Genomic DNA, 18,923 nt, shown 5'->3' with positions numbered 1-18,923 from the left:
GACTGTTTTATTTGAGATGAAAGAATGAATGTGTCACTTTAAACAGGGGTATCCTGATTCTATATATTACTGGTTTTTAGATCGCTGTTTTATATTTGGCCGGCACGCCTATTCTTTCCATACGGCCAGAAAACGCCTGTACCGTTCCCGGGCCCTGGCTTCGTCGATAACCTCCATTTCTATAACCTTGCAACCCTCTGACCTTTCTCCGGTCTCTTTATGAAAGGAACCGCAGGAAATTGGGATGCTTAGCGGGTAGAAATAGGTTTCGAAGCTCTCCTGCCTGTTCAGGAACCGGTCGGATAGCAATACGTATTCAATGAGATTCTCCCTGCCACCGTGCATGACCTTCCCGAATTGCCCGATTATCAGCTTGTCGGGAGAATATGGAATGTAGTCGGCCTTTCCGGCTTCTTCATTTAGTTCGGCATATAGATCAGCCTTAAGATCATCCGGCGGAAGATCCTCTTTTTTATCAGGCATGACCGCACCTGTCCTGTCCCCGATTGGCTTGCCTATTGCTGTCGCGGGCTTTCTGCGGGTTCTTATCCGCATATATATAATGTAGGGCAGAACGACAGTTAAACCGCCTATGCAGCCACAAATGATGGTTTCTATGATATTCATCTTTTTATTTATTAATTAACTTCATGTATTTAATTTATAATCTATATTTGTATCCTAATATTTAATGTTTTTGTCAGCTTGGTCTGGGAAGATAAAGCTATGTATTGTTTGTTTTGTTTGTGTAGTCTCCGGTTGTTAAGCGTAATGGCCGGAGATTTTTCTGTGTTTATTTTATTCATATTTTTCACATTCATATTTTGCTTCTCTGATTTCTTTTTCATATCAGGAACACCAATAGTAGGGCTGATATAAATCCGGTGAACTTACACGTATCACATAAATGGATTTGAATCATTCCTTATCAGTTTCTATCCTTGGTACAAAGCAGGTATGTGCCATAAACGAAAGGAAAACATATACTCAGTAAGAGGAGTATCCGGCTTCCTATGGAAGGGGTGGAGGACAGGACCTCCGCTCTTGCGGCGAATCCGCAAAGCTGTACTGTCCCATGTATCCAAAAAAATATTCCTAAGCATTTACGGCTCATAATCATCTTATAAAAGAGGCTGTTCCCCTTCTTTCGGGGGATGCCCTTGTTTTTGTCACAATCTTGTTCCTTCATTTTTTCAATCATTTGTTTTTTCTTTCCGGGGGAAACGGAGATATTTTCTCAGGATATAACCGCAGTTCTTTGACAGGCGCAGGCGGAAGGTCTCCTCACAGGGTAGTACCTCCAGTGTTACCACTACGGGTGAGTCCTGCCAGGTGATCTTGGGGAATACCTCCCGGAGTGCCCCTTGGGAAACCTGCAGGGCCTCCTCCCCGTTCCAGATCCCCGCATCCCTTTCGGGCTTGTAGGTAAAAAGATGCCCCGTGCCGGCATAGTCCACGGCATACCAGTATGTGCCCTTCATTCTTTACCTCCTGTCTTTTCCCCGAGAAAGAAACCGGTTCCTTCTCCCAGCAGGTTTCTGACTTTCGTAATCGAAATAATACATATCAGGTTATCCGGCTTGCCTTTCACGTGGATGATCCATTGGATGCTATCCCTGCCGCTTGCCGCATCCAGATGCAGGGGTTGTGTACGAGGATACTTGGCGTCAAGCTCCACGATCCGGCAGTGGAGCTCCTCTTTCAGGTCATCCAGGACCTCCCTGTTCTTTATCAGGCTGTCCTTGAGCTGCAAGACATATTCCTGGAGCTCGCTTCCCTTCCGGTTCACCGATGCGTATGTCTGTATGTAATGTATGAAATACATATGGCTGTTATTTAATGGGTTCCTGTCTTTTATCCTGTATCTCCATTCTCCGCGTGATACGTCTACGGTTTATATGTCTCAGACAGACCGTCAGTAAGATCAGGACTGCGATAACCGTAAATCCGGCCGGCACAAGAGGGGATCGTTTCAGATTAAACGCAAAGGGTGCCGTCAATATTCCGAAAACCGAAACGAGGGAAACTGCAAACAGAAGCAGCCCGAAGACGGAATTCACGAGTCTTTCCTTTTGGATCATTCCCTCTATGGAACTGTCCCGGAGATACTTCCCGCCGGGCAGTATTTCCTCAAAGAGGATGGACTGGTTGTACCTGCAGCGCAGCTCTCCTCCTGAGACTGTCTTGAAAAAGCACACTGCACTCCCCACAAAAGGGGTATCTCCATTAAAGGAGATATGAAATGTGACCACTACGTTCCGTAGCTCTTGGTTCATTCGGGAGATTGTATCGGAGCACTCCCGGCTTTTGGCTTCCAGAAAAGAGCGGAAGTCGGGGGTTGACAAGGCATACTTCCAGATACGCCGGCTTACTTTCCGGGAGAACCTGTACACTTTCGTGCTGTCCTCGGGCATGTTTTCGTTGCGGTATGTGTAAATAGTCTGTATGTTATATGTAATTTCCATTCCTGTTCACTTGATGCATTATTCTATTTCTTCGCCCCATAACTCCACGTCAGTGGGGGCATGTCTGATTTGGTATCCCATCCATAAGATGACCGGGATATACAGGACGGTAAGCGGTATCCATACTGTCATCATACATTTCCTCCGTTTATTTGCCGGTGCAGGCTGATACTCCGTCCGTCATCCATTCCGGAGTGGTAAGCCGAATAGTCCGTCTTTGTCTGTCTGGGCTGTACTTTGGCAATGCGCGTCCCGATTGTTTCCAGGTATCTCTCGATAAGAGCGTTATGGCAATGCACCAGGGCGGTTTCACGTACTTCCTCCGCCGGAGCGCACCGGAGCGCTTCAAACTGGTCTCTTAGTCCCGGTGTCACGCCTTCGAGGTACGAACGTATATACTTCTTCCTGTACTTCTCGGTACGGTAATATCCCCGTTTGGTCGATACATACTCCATGTGCCTTTTATCTGCCAGCCGGCGGAAAGCGGTGCGTAGATAATCATACAGCACGGTTACGGCTGCAATATTCTCCTGCGTACCCACAATCAGCATGTCGGTGGTTCCCCGGTAACGGAGCATCCGGCAGTAATTGTATTCGCACAATACGCGCAGCAGGTCACGCTTCCAGTAGTTGCCGAAGCTGTCCTTATAGCTGATCGCTCCGGATTCCCTGATTTCAAACACCGTCTCCGGCCGCTTTTCGTTCACGTCAAGCAGGGAAAGGTTATATTCCTTCAGAAGCCGTTTCACATGGGTGGCGGCAGCTTTGGCCTCGCCTTCCGAGGTGGTCGATTCCTTCAGGCGTATCAGTTTCCGGATACGTTCCAGGATCTTGTCCGGTATGTCATTTTCCTGTTTCATTATTCTGTTTTGTTATCGGTTCGTAAATCCGGCCGGTTAAATGTTCCGTTTTCCGGCTCTTCACATTTCCCGCCCGCTTGCCGGGCACTTGATTTTCTGCAAAAACTCGTTGAAGTCATTGCATGACGGATACAGGCGTTCCGCCTCGTTCACCAATACCGTGTCCTTGGGAAGGAAATGCCGCATCTTTCTCAGGGCCTCGCGTCCCGGAGCATCGTTATCCAGGAAAGCGTGTACCTTTTCATACCTTGAAAGAAAATCCTTTGACCGCTCAACGATGGAGGTGGAATTCAGGACGCACAGGTCCAGCTTTCCCAGTGCCGGCATCTCGGGATGCTCTTTCGCGTATTGCTTGAAACTCAGCAGGTCGAAGAACCCTTCAAAAACGGCACAGGACCTGTTGCCTGCGGCCAGGCCGGTAATATCCTTGGCGGCGGCACATCCCTTGAACATGCTGTTACGCAGTTCGAAACCTCCGTGGTCGTTGGCGAAGCCCAGCGCGTATTTCTCGCGGGGATTCTTCTCGAAGCAGTAATGCACCTCCACGCAGTGTTCACGGACGATATCCGCGTCGATGCCCCGTGAAGCGGCATAATCAAGCAGATGCCCGTTTTCCACCGGAATGATTTTCAGGAGAGTCATCCCGGAGGCTTTCTGCGCCGTTACCGGTACCGGCCTTGGCTGCGGAATCATGCCGGAGGAAAAGCCCAGTCCTTCGATCTCTTTCATAGCCTGTGGGAAAGAGCAGTTCTGGATGCGCATGACCAGATCCACAACCCTGCCGTGGCTGCTGTCTCCGAAGTCATACCAGCGGTTCTCGTTCCTGAAAACCTTGAAGCTCGGAGAGCTGTCGCAGCGGAAAGGGGAGCGGTACATGTCGTATCCCCCGTACCGCCGGGAAGGTTCGTAACCGTAGCGGGAAAGAATATCTTCCAAGGGGATTGAATTGGCTTCCTGTGATGTCATAAGCATATAATTGTTATAGTTCTCAAAGAATTCACTCTTCAGGCTCTCCAGGACAAATCACCTGTAGCGATAAAAACATTGCCGTAAAAAATGCCATTATGGAAGGCACATACAACCAGAATATTGTCGGACTGAGCCCGAAAAGCGGGACAACAGCAAATCTGGCAAGCAGAAAAAGCAGAATCGCTGCCAACATGAAGTACCTTCCTTCTTTCATGGCACGGGAGACGGATTCCTGCGTTTTTCCGAAGAGTTCCTCCAGATAATTTCTGAATTCCGTCCCGGGAAAGGCACAATATTCATACCGGCAAATATAACCCGGAAATAAACTCTTGTACCGGTAGAAACTGATACTGACTACCGGGTCCCCGGTATCCCTTGCATCCACCCGCAGAACGGCATATACCCTGGCAAGTCTTTCGTCACCTCCGGACTCCCGAATGTTCCTTGTGAAGAATTCCGGAAAGTCCGGCTGACAGACCACTGACTGCCATACCTTCTCCAGACTTCCATCCGACAGATAGATGTTTCCGGAAGGAAAGTTGCAACTTCCCCTGAGTATTTCGACTTGTATTTCTTTGAATTCCATATGATTAATCTTTTGATATTTATGCTGAGACAGCCCTCCGCATCCGACTCAGGAGGAACATGGTGGGGCTTTTGATCTTTTTGTTTCCCCAGGTCTCCTTCAGAGCTGTATCCAGTACCAAGGGTGCAACGGAGGCAAGCTGGAGGATTTCCTGCTGGTCCTTCACCGGAACGCCCAGGAGCTCGAGGGTTTTACGCCGGGTGCGCAGGATCTCCTCCTGTTGCCTGGCACGCTCTTCACTTCCGTGCTCGGCATTATACTTGGCTATATAGTTCTTAATCAGGGGATACAGGTAATTTTCCTTGGTCAGTTGGAAATTGCTCTGCTCCATGTCACGGATCGCCTTTTCGATAGGGAAATCCGGATAACGGCTTTTCAGGAGCCGTACCCATTGGATGATGTTGGAATCCACACCCAGGTATTGGAGCTTCCCTGAAAGAGAGTTTCTCTCCTCCTCCCTCTCCGGAGTGTAGCCTCCCTCTCTGGAGGGGTTTGGGGAGGATATATTTTCTTTTATTTTATTTTGTGGTCTATTTTCGCGAATTATTCCCGATTCTTCGCGAACTACCCCGGCGGAGCTTTCCGGTTCTTGCAGCCTGCGTTTAAAATCCGCAATGGCTTGCATCAGTTCCGTATCCTTCTCTTTTTCGCCACTCCGCGCGGGTTCCGCAACAGGTGCCGTATGCGTGGCGGGACAGGGAGCGGCAACCTGCGGGGAAGAGGTGGCGGCCGGGGCAGCCGCGTTCAAAAGCAGGTAGTCATCCGAGATGGAAGGCTTGCGGTGGATAGACTTGCAGATGCCCATATACCTGTTCTGTATCTCCTCGCTGGTAAGAACCTGACGGCTCCGCCAAAGCCCTTTGTCGAAAAGCCCCAGCTCGGCGCAATAGTCGACAATACCCGCGATGCGTTGCTCGTCCATGCGGGAATAGTCCGAGACGTCGAACAGGCCGTCGGAGTCCATGATCATGTAATAGCCTTCCACGCGGTGGATCTCGTTCACGATGAAATGGAACACGGCCCAGCCCTCCATCCCGAATTTATTTTTGAGTCTCTTGACTTTGGGGTCATAAAAATGATCGGTATCGAACCCGTAATAGGTGAAACCTTTTTTAGCTGTTCTTGGCATAAACTTATGTATTTATTAGTGGATAATAACCTTATGAATCAACTGGCCGAAAGAGCGAACTCCTCCTGGATATAGCCCATGCCGCATAACTTGAGGTAGTCCTGCTGGATGGCGGCCGAAGTCAGTACTCCGTGCTTCCTGTACAGTTCGTCATTGAACAGGCCGACCTGTACGCAACCGTCCACGATCCGGGTAATGTCTTCCAAAGAGGCATTCCAGTAAGAGGCAACCGCACGCGCGGTCTCCTCACACCAGGGAAGGAAATACTCCCCCTTGTAGAGGGCCTCACTCACCAGATAACGGTAGATGCTGTATCCACCGAATCCGTAAGTACGCGTCAGTCTCCTGACTTTCATATCAGAAAATTGCGAAGTGCTGATCTCATAAGAGGGACGGACCTCGCACCCATGCCGCTGTGCATGTCCCGAAAGAGAGCGGCAGGTACCGGTTTGACGTTGGGTATTCATATATTTAGTTTTAATTATTGTTTCTCTCCATGAAATAAGAGGATAGCCCTCTGTATTTTCAATAGCCATTCAGGGAGGTTGGTTTTTGCGTCTGCCCATCCATTTTTTTATCTGCTTTCTGAGTGTTCAGGCCCAATATCCGCCGAAACGGTTGTGCCCTGTTACTACCTCTGATTTCAGTTGTCGGCGACGAAACTTGTTGATTGAACGTTTCGCGTGCTTCCTGCCTGATGGATTACAATGTTTCTTATCAAGTCGGCACTGGCGACAATGGCAAATGCCTATTCCGGTATGTGATTCTTTCATTAATCGCTCTTTTTATCACATTTATTAATCGGAATCCTCACTTCTTTCCCATACCACGAACACCAATAGTAAGGCTGAAACAGATTAGGTGAATGTGTACAATACTTACACATCTCACATAAATGGATCTGAGTCATTTCTATTCGGTTAGGAATTAAGTTTTGATAAAATAAAATCAGCTAATTCTTGCGTCTCTTTTTCGGTTTCTTGTTTTTGAACTTGACAAATGAACCTCTTTATATTAAAGAAAGTACCATCAAATGAACCTTCAATGATATAAGTGCCTTTACGGTCTGTCTCTTTTACAAATTTGGTTTTCATTTCTGTATGGTTATTAGCTATTTGACTACTATCTTGTTATTGCTTGTTGGCACGATAATCATAGAACCGTCATCCGTTTTAGACCATGATATTTTGTTTATGCTTATCCCTCCATACCCTTCTTTTACAGACAGTTCCAAAGATCCTCGTCTGATTTTTAAAGAGGTTACTTCTTCCCATTGCAGGGTGAATTCGTTAAATATTTCCATAATGTTCCTTTCTGTACCGTTTTGAAAGTTACTCTATAGCTTTTTTTATTGCTGCTTTAGCTGCATCAATCTCTTTGGTGGCAAAAGAATAAATTGCCTGATCATTATAATCAAACCGTTCCAGCATACCCTGTAATGCTCTCAGTAATTCGGGGGCAGCAGCCATTAACTTAGCTCTCTCTCGTTGCTTTTTAGTCCCATTCTCATGCCCTCCAAGTGGAAAAGCGACCATAGCTAACGGAAATTCTACAGGTGTGTCTTCTTTTATGAAGATTACACCATCGGGATAATTGGGAGTAATTGTCTCGACCGTTTTCCATTTTACTAAATCTTCTTTTTCATTCATTGTATATTCCGCTATAATGTTTGCTATATTAAAAATGTGTACACGAAGATTCGGGTTCCGTCATAAACGACAGGACCGGAATGGAAGATGGTGTTTCTTCCGGATAAACTGCACGTAATTGTGCACAGTCTTATCACAGACTTTTGGAAAATCAGGATAATGTTCTTTTAAATAGTCGTGGACACGACTGCTGGAAGTGGAAGGAAAGGTGAAGAGTAAGGATACGACGGCCTGCTCATAATTCTGCAGCTTGCACCGGCGTGACTCCTGATACTTCCGGAATAGTTCATCGGAACTCAAAGACTGCAGACGTTTGACCGTATCGCGGGAAACACCAAGACGCTCTGCTGTTCTCGTAATATTGACTCCCCGAGAACGAAGATCAATGATATTACTCCATAAAGTGTATTTTTTCCTTAAATTTTCCGTATCCATAACCTATTAAATAGACTTCGTAATTGGTGTATGTCCGATTACGAATGTTTGATACGGCTAAGGTACTACTCACACCATTATAGAAGTTACTAGCACCTGTTATGTATGGGATTCCATTTTCTTCTGAATTATACCTGTCAGGAGTCAAATCCCTACCAGACAATAGAGTTATAACACTTGAAAGTCTACACCAGCTCCACGATTGTGGAATTTCAAAAGGAATCTCATCTGATATATCAATCTCAGATTTGCCCACCCTCTCATAATACTTGTTATCGTCACCTTTATAGATAACGGAATCGGTCAAGATTGCCTTCTTTAGTTTGCCCTCTTTTACGAGACGTTCTTTCTCTTTGTGAATCTCGGCAAGCAGTTTGTCAGCAGTTCCTTCCTCTGCAATTTGTGGTACTAATTTACCTCTGATAGCTTCTTGAAGAATAGATTTAGATAACAATATATTGATTTCGTCATTTATTTGATTTTGTACTTTTTGTACTTTTGAATACTTTTCTACCAATGGTAATACTTCAGACAACTTTAACGAGATACATTTTTGTTCCTTGAAAGGTGGAATAGGTATCAGCAATTTTCTAATAGTCTCCATTGATAGGCTTGGTTGAGCTGTGGATTTCTTGATTGCATTTACTCCTCTTTGACCGCAAGGACTCATTAGCGCAAAAACTGCATAATCTAAAAAAATGCTATCATCAAGTGGTTCTATTTTTGCAACATTTGGAGCTAAGTGATTTTTTCTTTCAGCAGGAAAAATGCAAGTATCACCTATACCTGCACCAATAAATGTCATTAACAAACATTTTTTGTTCAAAGCACTTCTTTTTAACTGATTTGATAACATTTCAGAAATAGCTTCATTCTTATTTTCCTCAAAAAATCCCATACGAACATTTTGAGCACGCACTATTGGAATGGGGTTAAATGCAGATATGGCTTCTTTAGTAAAAAACTTTGTGTACTCAAATCCAGCCAGCTTCGTAACAAAAAAAATATTACCCACCCGTTCCCATTCCCATCCATTCGGAATCTCAAACGGAATCTCCTCATCAATGCACTTAACCTCACCTGTAGCAATAATCTTCTCATAATAGGAATTATCGTCACCACGGTAAATGATTGATTCGTTCTTATCTTTCTTGATTTTTTTCTCCTTAACCAGCTTAGCTTTCTCTTCTCTAATATGTTCCAAAAGCACCGATGCCGGTTCGTCATTAGGGTCCTGCTGTACAAGTTTTCCCTGTATCGCCCATTGGAGTATGCTGTTCTTTAATTGCTTTCCGTTCATTGTTCGTAATCCTCTTCTTGTATTCCTTATTCACCCTTGCTCATGGCATTGGCTATATCTATTTTTAATTCCTCGTCATAGTCTTTACTCATCATAAAGCTATTAACGATGCGTAGCAGCAAATCTTGGTCAATATTGGATGCTGCCACATGATAAATGATAGACTCCAATGTACGCATACAAATGCAAGCTTGCCAGTAGTAGTTATTCTTATGTAAGAAATATGCACCCAAAGTCAGTGCAATACGCTTATTCCCATCGTTGAAGAAGTGCCCCGAACAGAATCTATACATCAGATAGGTTAGCTTGTCGGCAAAGGTTGGATAGTATAAATCATTCTGCACAAAATCAAGCGCAGCACGTATCCCACCTTCATCACGCACTCCTTCAAAGCCACCATCGCTGGCATCAATCATTTTGCCATAGATGTTTAAAGCTTCATCGTAGTCTATGTAAATAATCTCCTTACTCATCTTCCGCCTGCTTCAAGCGTTTAAGCACATCTTTGTTGTCAGCTAAGATATGGTCAAAATCAATAGACTGATCACCAATGAACCGTTCAAACTCTTCGGGTGTGACAGCTTGCAGGTATTCCGCTATATTGCCGTGATATGCTTCTCGAAAACTGAAATCTCTTGATGTCATTTTTGTTCTGGCATCATTCAGATAAGGCTTTTGCATGGGATGCTCGGCAAGCTCTTCTACAATATGCTCAACTTCATATATGGTAAGCATTCTACCGCCATTCTCCTTAAAGCGTTCACTGATGGCTGCACCCACGCCATTCTCGAATGAAGAGATAACCAATAGTACCTCTGCATATAAAGTGTGCCGGACATTGTCTTTTAAATCGAGCTTCAATATCTCCCTGTATTCCTTTGCATTTTCTTTAAAAACAGCTTTGTAGATAAAATCTGTAATCTGAGAATACTTGTATGTGGGGTGTCCATCCACATATTGATTGATGGCGGAAGTGAGGTTTTTACGATAATTCTCTTCTGTTATTGCAGCAGGAAGATAGTTTATATCCCTACGGTTAATGTATTTTGTTCCACCACCCGTTTTTTCATTGATAGTGACAATTACAAAATCCAAAATAAGGCTGCGGACTTTCTTGGCTTGCTCACTTTCTGTAAGCAGCATACCCATATTTAAGAATGAGCGGAAATTAAATAATCCGAGCTGAGTCGTTTTGCTCCCGACATTTATGACGGGAGCAAATTGTAATTTCAACTCTTTCAAATGTTTACCCTTACATAAAACATAACCATTAGCCGATAATTCATCTGAATATTTTTCTAAATAGCGTTCTATTGTCCGCTCTTCTACTTCATAAAAATCTGCAACCATTTTTTTTGTAAAGCGGTATTCCCCCTCAAAGAGTATTCCTTCAATATCAAGATGCTTCTGCACTTTACTAACCGCAAAACGGTTGTTAAGCACATTCTGTCTTTCAATATTCGAAATTGTTAAATCTTTCATATCACTCTACAATTATCAGTTACACGATTTTATATCTATGCCGAGAATCTTTTGAATCTCAGAAAGTGTTTTGTCTATTTCATAGTCAAGTGCGGCACGTTTCTCAAAATATTGTTTGAGCAATTCTGCCGGAGGCAATATCTCTTCTTCTTCCTTCGGAAATTTGCATTGGTCAAAATTGCAATTCAAATCAAGCAACTGTTGAGCAGTAAACACACGGCTCTTTTCTCCTGTTTCACTACTGACAATCTCTTTCCTGTCATTCCACCATTCCTGAATGGGCAGAGTGTGCTCAACCTTCATCGGCTTGTTTTTTGAGAAGTGCTTGTACCCCTCCGGCATATCAAGACGATAAAACCATGTTTCTTTGGTCTTGAATCCTTCTTCACAACCCTCTGCTTCTTCATTGTTAAAGAAGAGGATATTGGTAGCAATAGATGTATATGGAGAGAATATAGAACCCGGCAAACGAATGATGGTATGCAAATTGAACTTGCGTAGAAGATTCTCTTTAAGCGCAAGTTTTGCTCCGTCCGTACCAAACAAAAAACCGTCAGGAATAATCACACCACATCTGCCACCTGCTTTAAGACGGTACATGATAAGTGCGATAAACAAATCAGCAGTTTCACTTGAACGGTAGCGCAATGGAAAGTTGTTCTTTACGCTATCTTCCGTACTGCCTCCGTATGGAGGATTCATACCGATAACATCAACCTTATCGGTTTCCTTGAAATCCGTTACGTTTGTTCCAAGCGAATCACAGTTAGCTATGTTTGGTGCCTCAATATCGTGAAGCAGCAAGTTTGTGATGCTCAAAAGATAGGGTAACGGCTTCCATTCTTGACCAACAACTGCATTTTGCAGTTTTTCTCCATCTTCGGCTGAACGTACACTCTTTCCCATATAATTGAGGGCAGAGGTAAGGAAGCCCCCTGTACCACTGGTAAAGTCACCAAAGGTCTCACCCAACTTCGGGTCAAGCATCATTACAATAAAATCAGTCAAAGCACGTGGAGTATAGAACTCACCTGCGTTCCCTGCCGATTGCAGGTCTTTCAATATCCCTTCGTAAATATCTCCGAATGTGTGACGGTCGTCAGCATCATCAAATTCAATCTCATTTACAATATTGACTACTTGACGCAAAAGCGTTCCATTCTTCATATACTGGTTCAAATCGGCAAATGTTTCCTGGACAATACTCTTAGCTCGTGGTGTGTTGGCATCTACGGGAAGATTTTTCAATGCAGGAAATAGCTTTTCATTGACGAAGGAAAGTAGAGCTTCACCTGTTAATGCTTCGCCGTCTTTCTCATCTACCGCCCAATTACGCCAACGCAAATCTTTGGGAATAATAGATTGATATGTTTTACTCTCTCTGGATGCTTTGTATTCCCATGTTTCTTCTTGAGTGTCGTAAACTTTCAAGAAGATCATCCAAGTCATTTGCTCAATTCTCTGTGCGTCACCATTGATACCTGCATCCTGACGCATGATATTCCGGATTCGCTTTATAATGTTATTTACTGCCATTTTTATGCCAATTTATATATCTGATACTCTAATTCTCTGATAGCTTGCTCATAACCGGCAATGCCACCAAATAGTTTTATAATTTTAGTTGGTTTTCCTATGCTATTGAATGGAGGTATCTCCAAGATGTTTGCTTTTTCAAAGTCGAGAATACCATTCTCTGCATATTTTTCAAGAAGAGCCTCCAACACTTCACGTGCTTTACCTTCATATTTTCCGAAGTAGTTACACTTCTTCACATTATTTGCTCTCTCTTTCCTTGTTAATGGAGGCTGGTCAAACGCAACGTGACATATCACATCGAATATGTCGGCATCCTTTAATGCCGGATTTGCTTCACGGACAGCGTCTATCAGGATGGCATACTCCTTTAATTCATCCATTATAGCTTGCTTGCGTTCAGCTTCTGTCCACGTCTGTATGAAATCATTCAGACTTTGGTAATGACGCAATAATTGCGTTCTTGCGAATGATTGAATACTTTCTGTTCTCATCGTCTTGCCATCTTCGCCTAACACAGATACTATCTCATGGGCAATACGGATATCCTTTCCATTGATAATATATTTTTCATGAGGCTCGGAAACTACGGTTGATGGACCATCAATTATTTTATATGGTTTGGGCTTTTTACCACCTCCCTTAGGAGGTTCAGGATCACCATCGAATGTAGGGTCTTTGAATTTTGCAGTAGCATTGCGGAAATCAAGGATTTCCAAATGCCACTTTCCCTTATCTTTTCTGAGTCGTGTACCACGCCCTATAATTTGCTTAAATTCAGTCATAGACCCAATTTCTTTGTCTATGACGATTAAGCCACAGGTTTTACAGTCCACACCAGTAGAAAGAAGTTCGGAGGTGGTTACAATCACTGGATAAGGCTCATCCACACTAATAAAGTTATCCAATTGTTTCTTACCCTCCTTATCTTCACCGACAATGCGTGTTACATAGTAAGGTGATTTCTTGCACAAATCGCTATTCATATTGATAAGCAAAGTTCGCATTTCTGCTGCTTCCTCAATATCAGAACAGAATACAATCGTTTTTGTCATACGACCGATGTCATGCAGCATTTTGGTAATTCTGTTTGCTACAACCTTGCGTCTTAACTTAATAGCAAGGTCACGCCCTATATTTTGTCTTTGATATAATTTCTGCTCAATCTCCTTACCTAACAAATCTATCTCACCCTCTTCAGGAGTCCAGCCTTGCAGGTCAACGTTGATAAAGTCAGCAGTAACCCTATACGGAGCCAAAAAGCCATCGTTGATACCTTGAAGTAGCGAGTAGGTATACACAGGTTCACCGAAATAATCAAGGTTATTCGCCCCTTCATCGGCTTTAGGAGTAGCTGTCATACCTATTTGAGTAGCCGTATTGAAATATTCCAAAACTTTGCGCCATGCTGAATCGTCCTTGGCACTTCCTCGGTGACACTCATCAACTATAATCAAGTCAAAGAAGTTTGGCCGAACTTCCAAGAAGGGGTCGGGCCTACCTTCTTTTCCAACCAACTGATGATACAGAGCCATATACATCTCATACGATGAATCAATTTTTTCTTCACCCTCTCCAACTGAAGTTATCTTAGTCATAAACTTCTTGAATGGCTTGAAATCCTGAGTCATAGTTTGGTCTATAAGGATATTGCGATCTGCAAGATAAAGGATTTTCTTCTTTGCTCCACTCTTATGGAGCCTATGGATTATCTGGAATGCCGTAAAAGTCTTACCCGTACCGGTAGCCATTACCACAAGTACACGTTGTTGCCCTTTTGCTATGGCTTCAACAGTGCGGTCAACGGCTATACGTTGGTAATATCTTGGCTCATGACTATGGGCATCATAGTAGAATGGGGTCTCTATAATATTAAGTTCATCAGGAGTATAGTTTTTGGATGCAAGATAACGGTTGTACAGCTCCTCTTCTGTCGGGAAGTCTTCTAACTTAATCTCAGTTTCTTTACCTGTGATAAAGTCATGTTCCAAGAAAGCATCACCATTACTGGAGTATGCAAATTTCAAGTCAAGGATTAAAGCATAATCCATAGCTTGCTGCATACCACTTCCAACAGTGTGCTTGTTGTCTTTTGCTTCAACCACTGCGATAGGTTTACCGTTGTGGTACAATAGATAATCAGCCTTTTTACCCTCTGCTACTGAGTGCTGGTTGCCAACAACAAGTACTCGACCGTCCGTAAAATAGTATTCTTCACGCATATTTATGCTTACTGCCCACCCTTTTTGTTGAAGTGCAGGAGTAATTAACAGAGTGCGTATCTCTTGTTCTTTAAGTTTTTTCTTGTTTACCTCCATGACAATAAGTTGTTTATGATTTGTTACTGCTGACAATCAAATCTTTTACATCAATATTAAGTTAAGGGCATTGCCTATGTCGTTGAGTGTCTTAATATCCGGTTGAACTGAATTACTACACCATTTACTCACAATGCAGTTGGATTTCCTAATTTGTCCTGCAAGCCATTTTCCTATTTTCTGTTGTTCTGCAAGTACTACTTTCAGTCTATTCAAATTAGCTATAGGGTAAAATGTTTTAATCAGAGAGCAAATTTATATAATTTATCTGATAGTGAAGCAACTTCCGATAATAATAAATTATTAGGAAGTAAAAATCTGGCTTAATTCCGGCTAAAACATGAGATTTTACAGATAGAAGAAGAAAAATTATGGATACAAAATAATTTTTCAAGGGTGGTTTTACAGAAGGACTACCCATTTTTTACACTTACTGTAATATTACTTATGTCAAAATTGATAATTCCAGATAACATATCTGACATACTTATAGTATCATTATTAAAATTAACTAATTATTCCGATTAAGTTATCTTTGAAGGATTGGCAAGCCACCTTATTCACAGAGACTAGACTGTAATGGATGGTGAACTACATATCGACACGTTCCCCAACTTAACTCCGGTCTGAGCAAAAGAGAGAACTAACAGAGAAACAGCCGAACTTCTTGCACGAAAAAGAACGGTGTTATAAAACAGAAGCCCACTCTTTCTTCACGACCTTCTATAATCTGAACTGGAATGCAAATGGTAAAATATCGGCGGAAGAAGTAGCCAACAGAGTAAATAGCACCCTTGAAAAGCATCTTGTAAATGAAGAAAAGTTCGGTGTAAACAATGTATTGCAAAAGAATTTTATAGTCGAACAAAAGCAAAAATAATAGACTTGGTTTGGTTATACCAGCACTTTCTTTAACAATAGAAGGCATGTCTATTATAAAATAGGGAATCTAAACGAACCGCTGAAAAGAGTATTAAAGTTCTCCATGACTATGTATAAAAGATTCGGACAAATCCGATTATTGGCGCATTATTGTAAAAGCATAAACAAAGGAATAGTCCTATGATAATATTTATACCAACGTGAATCCGATATAGCCACTCAAAACAGTTTCCCCCTTTACAAACTCATATTCTCTAAGCTACATCCTAATAACTACGAGAGGCAAATTTCATTTTCTGAACTAATCATCAAATCATACTTCGATACTATTTGCCTAATGCCCTCTGATCTTTCATAGTCTGGAAATACTTCTATCTACATAAACTGTCATAGCTTACATTCATAGTTACAACAAAGAATATCTCTCTGTATATCAAAAAACTTATCAAAGGTACCCTTTCATCATTACTCTATCTCCGATTTCCTATCTTCATCAGCACCAGCCCAATAACAATCCAGACCATCTCCCGCACCCGCGTAATCAGAGCGGCAAATACCCCATATGCTCCGGACAAAGACAAGCCGGCTACCGCCAGGGCAAAGCCTCCTTCCCTACCCCCTAATTGCATGGGAAGAAAGAAAAGCAGATTGGCCAGTAGGGAAGAGAAAGCGACGATCAGGATGCAACCGACAAAACTGACATCCGTAGTCAATACATTCAGAATCAACCAGACTTCGAGACACCCCACTATGCGAGCGGTATACTCTAAACCCAATGCCAAATAAAAGGTACTTTTTCGCTGTTGATGAAGCAGAGCTATCTGACTGTCTATAGTCTCCAGTTTTTCTTTATGAAGTTCCGCGAAGCGGACTGCACGCTTCTTCAAAAAAGGGATATGACTACCCAGACGTACGCATGCCACAGCCATACCGTTCCGGTAGCCTTTGATAAAAAGAGTGACAAGTAAGAGGCAGAAGAGTGTGGTCAACCCCAAGACAATGCCCATCCCCCAACCGACCGGATAAAAAAAGACATAAATCAATACCGAGCTGAGCCAGAAACAGAAATGCGAAAAGATATGCATCATCACATACAGGATGACCGAAGATGTGGCACACTCCACTCCGACATAGGGGGTAAGCTCCATAATCCGGTAGGGCTCCCCTCCCATCAGTCCCACGGGAGTGACATAATTCAACGCAAAACCGGAAACCGTGAATTTATAGAGCCGGGCGAACGACAATGAATTCACCGGACCGCTACTACGAAGAATGATATACCACGAAAGGGTATTAATCAGATAAATAAAAAGCCAAAGGACCAGAACCAGCGGCAGATAAAATCCGGCACGCCGCAGGTTGTCCAGCAGCTCATCATAGGACACATCGAAAGTGAACAGCATGATGATGACGGCCAGGATGCCAAAGGCCAAAAACAAATTACGAAATTTATTCTTCAAAACAATATACAATTTAACGCATCAAAGATAACGTTAATAATGTATACAATGATACAAGAATAGATCGTTTAACAAAACACTTTCTTGCACAGGCTGTTTTTAATGAGAAATTAAACCTAAACAAATTAACTATGGATTGGATTGTACATCAACTTAGGGTACACCCCGAGCTGGCTATCTTCCTGACCCTTTTTGTGGGCTTTTGGATTGGAAAAATCAAAATCGGAAAGTTCAGCCTGGGAGTTGTAACAAGCGTATTGCTGGTAGGAGTCCTTGTCGGACAACTCGACATCACCGTCGACGGACCTATCAAATCTGTTTTCTTTCTGCTTTTTCTTTTCGCCATCGGCTATAAGGTCGGTCCTCAGTTTTTCCGCGGACTGAAAAAGGACGGACTCCCTCAAATGGGGTTTGCCGCCATCATGTGTGTATTCTGCCTGATCATCCCTTGGATACTGGCTAAGATTATGGGGTATAATGTAGGTGAGGCTGCCGGATTACTGGCCGGATCGCAAACCATCTCTGCCGTAATCGGCGTGGCCGGAGACACGATTAACGAACTGAACATCTCTCCGGAAACCAAAGAAGCATATAATAACATTATCCCGGTGTCGTATGCCGTAACTTACATCTTCGGTACGGCCGGCTCTGCATGGGTATTGGGTTCACTCGGCCCGCGACTGCTGGGAGGACTCGATAAAGTGAAAGCTGCCTGCAAAGAACTGGAAGCCAAAATGGGAAATAACGAAGCGGATCAACCCGGATTCATGGCAGCCGCCCGCCCCGTCACTTTCCGTGCTTATAAAATAGCCAACGACTGGTTTGGTGACGGCAAACGGGTGTCAGATCTTGAAAGTTATTTTCAGGAAAACGATAAACGCCTGTTTGTGGAACGGGTGCGCCAGGCAGGAGTCATCGTAAAAGAGGTTAGTCCGACTTTTGTACTGAAGAAAGGCGACGAGGTGGTGCTGAGCGGCCGGCGCGAGTATGTGATCGGTGAAGAGGACTGGATCGGTCCTGAAGTATTGGACCCGCAGTTGCTGGACTTCCCTGCCGAGGTATTACCCGTTATGGTCACCCGCAAAACGGTTGCCGGAGAAAAAGTCAGCACCATCCGGGCCCTGAAATTTATGCACGGTGTCAGCATTCGCCGCATCAAACGGGCAGGTATCGACATACCGGTATTGGCCCAGACCGTGGTCGACGCCGGTGACATGGTGGAACTGGTGGGTACCAAACATGAAGTGGATGCGGCAGCCAAACAGCTGGGATATGCCGACCGGCCGACCAACCAGACAGACATGATCTTTGTCGGACTGGGCATTTTGATAGGAGGACTGATCGGCGCACTCAGCATTCACATGGGAGGAGTCCCCATCAGCCTCAGCACCAGCGGAGGAGCCTTGATCGGCGGATTATTCTTCGGATGGCTACGCAGCAAACACCCTACTTTCGGACGTATTCCCGAACCCGCTCTCTGGATACTGGACAACGTGGGACTGAACATGTTTATTGCCGTTGTGGGCATTGCTGCAGGTCCCAGCTTCGTGCAAGGGTTCAAGGAAGTGGGTTTAAGCCTGTTCATCGTAGGCGCACTGGCCACTTCCATTCCTCTGATAGCAGGCATACTGATGGCAAAATATATCTTTAAATTCCATCCGGCACTGGTATTGGGATGCACAGCCGGCGCACGTACCACTACGGCTGCATTAGGAGCCATCCAGGAAGCCGTTGAAAGCGAAACTCCTGCTTTGGGATATACTGTGACGTATGCTGTCGGGAATACTCTTCTGATTATCTGGGGAGTAGTGATCGTATTACTTATGTAGAAACAGATTTTTAATATTAACTA

The 18,923-nt window shown here is 43.8% G+C and carries 20 protein-coding genes and 1 pseudogene; 2 read left to right on the top strand and 19 right to left on the bottom strand.

Annotated features, from left to right (window positions below; translation table 11 throughout):
* Positions 1–108: 108 nt before the first annotated feature.
* The 18 genes from BF9343_RS06810 to hsdR all read right to left on the bottom strand — a co-directional run bounded on the left by BF9343_RS06810 (position 109) and on the right by hsdR (position 14,729).
* Positions 109–627, bottom strand: a complete 519-nt coding sequence (locus BF9343_RS06810; protein ID WP_010992502.1) for a hypothetical protein — start codon at positions 625–627, stop codon at positions 109–111.
* Between the two features lie 566 nt (positions 628–1,193).
* Positions 1,194–1,481, bottom strand: a complete 288-nt coding sequence (locus BF9343_RS06795; protein ID WP_005797343.1) for a hypothetical protein — start codon at positions 1,479–1,481, stop codon at positions 1,194–1,196.
* Positions 1,478–1,825, bottom strand: coding sequence for a hypothetical protein (locus BF9343_RS06790; RefSeq protein ID WP_010992499.1), 348 nt, complete (start codon positions 1,823–1,825; stop codon positions 1,478–1,480). Before BF9343_RS06790 ends, BF9343_RS06795 begins: the two co-directional genes overlap by 4 nt.
* A 7-nt stretch (positions 1,826–1,832) precedes the next feature.
* Positions 1,833–2,465, bottom strand: coding sequence for a hypothetical protein (locus BF9343_RS06785; protein ID WP_010992498.1), 633 nt, complete (start codon positions 2,463–2,465; stop codon positions 1,833–1,835).
* 131 nt (positions 2,466–2,596) lie between these two features.
* Positions 2,597–3,325, bottom strand: a complete 729-nt coding sequence (locus BF9343_RS06780; RefSeq protein WP_010992497.1) for a DUF2786 domain-containing protein — start codon at positions 3,323–3,325, stop codon at positions 2,597–2,599.
* A gap of 60 nt (positions 3,326–3,385) precedes the next feature.
* Positions 3,386–4,291, bottom strand: a complete 906-nt coding sequence (locus tag BF9343_RS06775; RefSeq protein WP_032573680.1) for a toprim domain-containing protein — start codon at positions 4,289–4,291, stop codon at positions 3,386–3,388.
* 31 nt (positions 4,292–4,322) lie between these two features.
* Positions 4,323–4,880 (bottom strand): hypothetical protein, encoded by a 558-nt coding sequence (locus tag BF9343_RS06770; protein ID WP_010992495.1) that lies wholly within the window; start codon positions 4,878–4,880, stop codon positions 4,323–4,325.
* Positions 4,881–4,899: 19 nt separating this feature from the next.
* Positions 4,900–6,009, bottom strand: coding sequence for a DUF4373 domain-containing protein (locus BF9343_RS06765; RefSeq protein WP_010992494.1), 1,110 nt, complete (start codon positions 6,007–6,009; stop codon positions 4,900–4,902).
* Positions 6,010–6,047: 38 nt separating this feature from the next.
* A complete protein-coding gene (locus BF9343_RS06760) occupies positions 6,048–6,545 on the bottom strand; it encodes a DUF4373 domain-containing protein (RefSeq protein ID WP_010992493.1) in 498 nt (165 codons plus the stop codon).
* Between the two features lie 57 nt (positions 6,546–6,602).
* On the bottom strand, positions 6,603–6,782 hold the full coding sequence (locus tag BF9343_RS22305) for a hypothetical protein (protein ID WP_077687882.1): 180 nt from the start codon (positions 6,780–6,782) through the stop codon (positions 6,603–6,605).
* A gap of 147 nt (positions 6,783–6,929) precedes the next feature.
* Positions 6,930–7,103 (bottom strand): hypothetical protein, encoded by a 174-nt coding sequence (locus BF9343_RS23610; protein WP_010992492.1) that lies wholly within the window; start codon positions 7,101–7,103, stop codon positions 6,930–6,932.
* A 17-nt stretch (positions 7,104–7,120) separates the two neighbouring features.
* Positions 7,121–7,312, bottom strand: a complete 192-nt coding sequence (locus tag BF9343_RS06755) for a hypothetical protein (protein ID WP_032573682.1) — start codon at positions 7,310–7,312, stop codon at positions 7,121–7,123.
* 28 nt (positions 7,313–7,340) lie between these two features.
* Positions 7,341–7,658 (bottom strand): hypothetical protein, encoded by a 318-nt coding sequence (locus BF9343_RS06750; protein ID WP_024264290.1) that lies wholly within the window; start codon positions 7,656–7,658, stop codon positions 7,341–7,343.
* Positions 7,659–8,049: 391 nt separating this feature from the next.
* Positions 8,050–9,393: a restriction endonuclease subunit S gene (locus BF9343_RS06745; RefSeq protein ID WP_010992490.1), complete on the bottom strand. Its 1,344-nt coding sequence runs from the start codon at positions 9,391–9,393 to the stop codon at positions 8,050–8,052.
* Positions 9,394–9,419: 26 nt separating this feature from the next.
* Positions 9,420–9,866: a Fic family protein gene (locus BF9343_RS06740; protein ID WP_010992489.1), complete on the bottom strand. Its 447-nt coding sequence runs from the start codon at positions 9,864–9,866 to the stop codon at positions 9,420–9,422.
* Positions 9,859–10,875 carry a hypothetical protein gene (locus tag BF9343_RS06735; RefSeq protein WP_010992488.1) on the bottom strand — a complete coding sequence of 339 codons (1,017 nt, stop codon included), beginning with the start codon at positions 10,873–10,875 and terminating at the stop codon, positions 9,859–9,861. The genes BF9343_RS06740 and BF9343_RS06735 overlap by 8 nt, the downstream gene beginning before the upstream one ends.
* Before the next feature lie 15 nt (positions 10,876–10,890).
* On the bottom strand, positions 10,891–12,411 hold the full coding sequence (locus BF9343_RS06730) for a class I SAM-dependent DNA methyltransferase (protein ID WP_010992487.1): 1,521 nt from the start codon (positions 12,409–12,411) through the stop codon (positions 10,891–10,893).
* Positions 12,412–12,413: 2 nt separating this feature from the next.
* Positions 12,414–14,729 (bottom strand): EcoAI/FtnUII family type I restriction enzme subunit R, encoded by a 2,316-nt coding sequence (gene hsdR / locus BF9343_RS06725; RefSeq protein ID WP_032575138.1) that lies wholly within the window; start codon positions 14,727–14,729, stop codon positions 12,414–12,416.
* A gap of 501 nt (positions 14,730–15,230) precedes the next feature.
* On the opposite strand from hsdR, the pseudogene BF9343_RS22295 reads away from it, so the two are divergent.
* Positions 15,231–15,564, top strand: a pseudogene (locus tag BF9343_RS22295) (AAA family ATPase); the annotation flags it as partial.
* 517 nt (positions 15,565–16,081) lie between these two features.
* Here BF9343_RS22295 and BF9343_RS06710 read toward each other — a convergent pair.
* Entirely contained in the window at positions 16,082–17,071 is a 990-nt protein-coding gene (locus tag BF9343_RS06710; protein WP_032575152.1) for a lysylphosphatidylglycerol synthase transmembrane domain-containing protein, read from the bottom strand.
* A gap of 131 nt (positions 17,072–17,202) precedes the next feature.
* Between BF9343_RS06710 and aspT the strand changes: the two genes are divergently transcribed.
* On the top strand, positions 17,203–18,900 hold the full coding sequence (aspT, locus tag BF9343_RS06705; RefSeq protein ID WP_010992484.1) for an aspartate-alanine antiporter: 1,698 nt from the start codon (positions 17,203–17,205) through the stop codon (positions 18,898–18,900).
* The last annotated feature ends 23 nt before the right edge of the window (positions 18,901–18,923 follow it).

Source organism: Bacteroides fragilis NCTC 9343, from assembly GCF_000025985.1.
GTDB lineage: Bacteria > Bacteroidota > Bacteroidia > Bacteroidales > Bacteroidaceae > Bacteroides > Bacteroides fragilis.
This window is presented reverse-complemented; position numbering and strand designations above follow the sequence as displayed.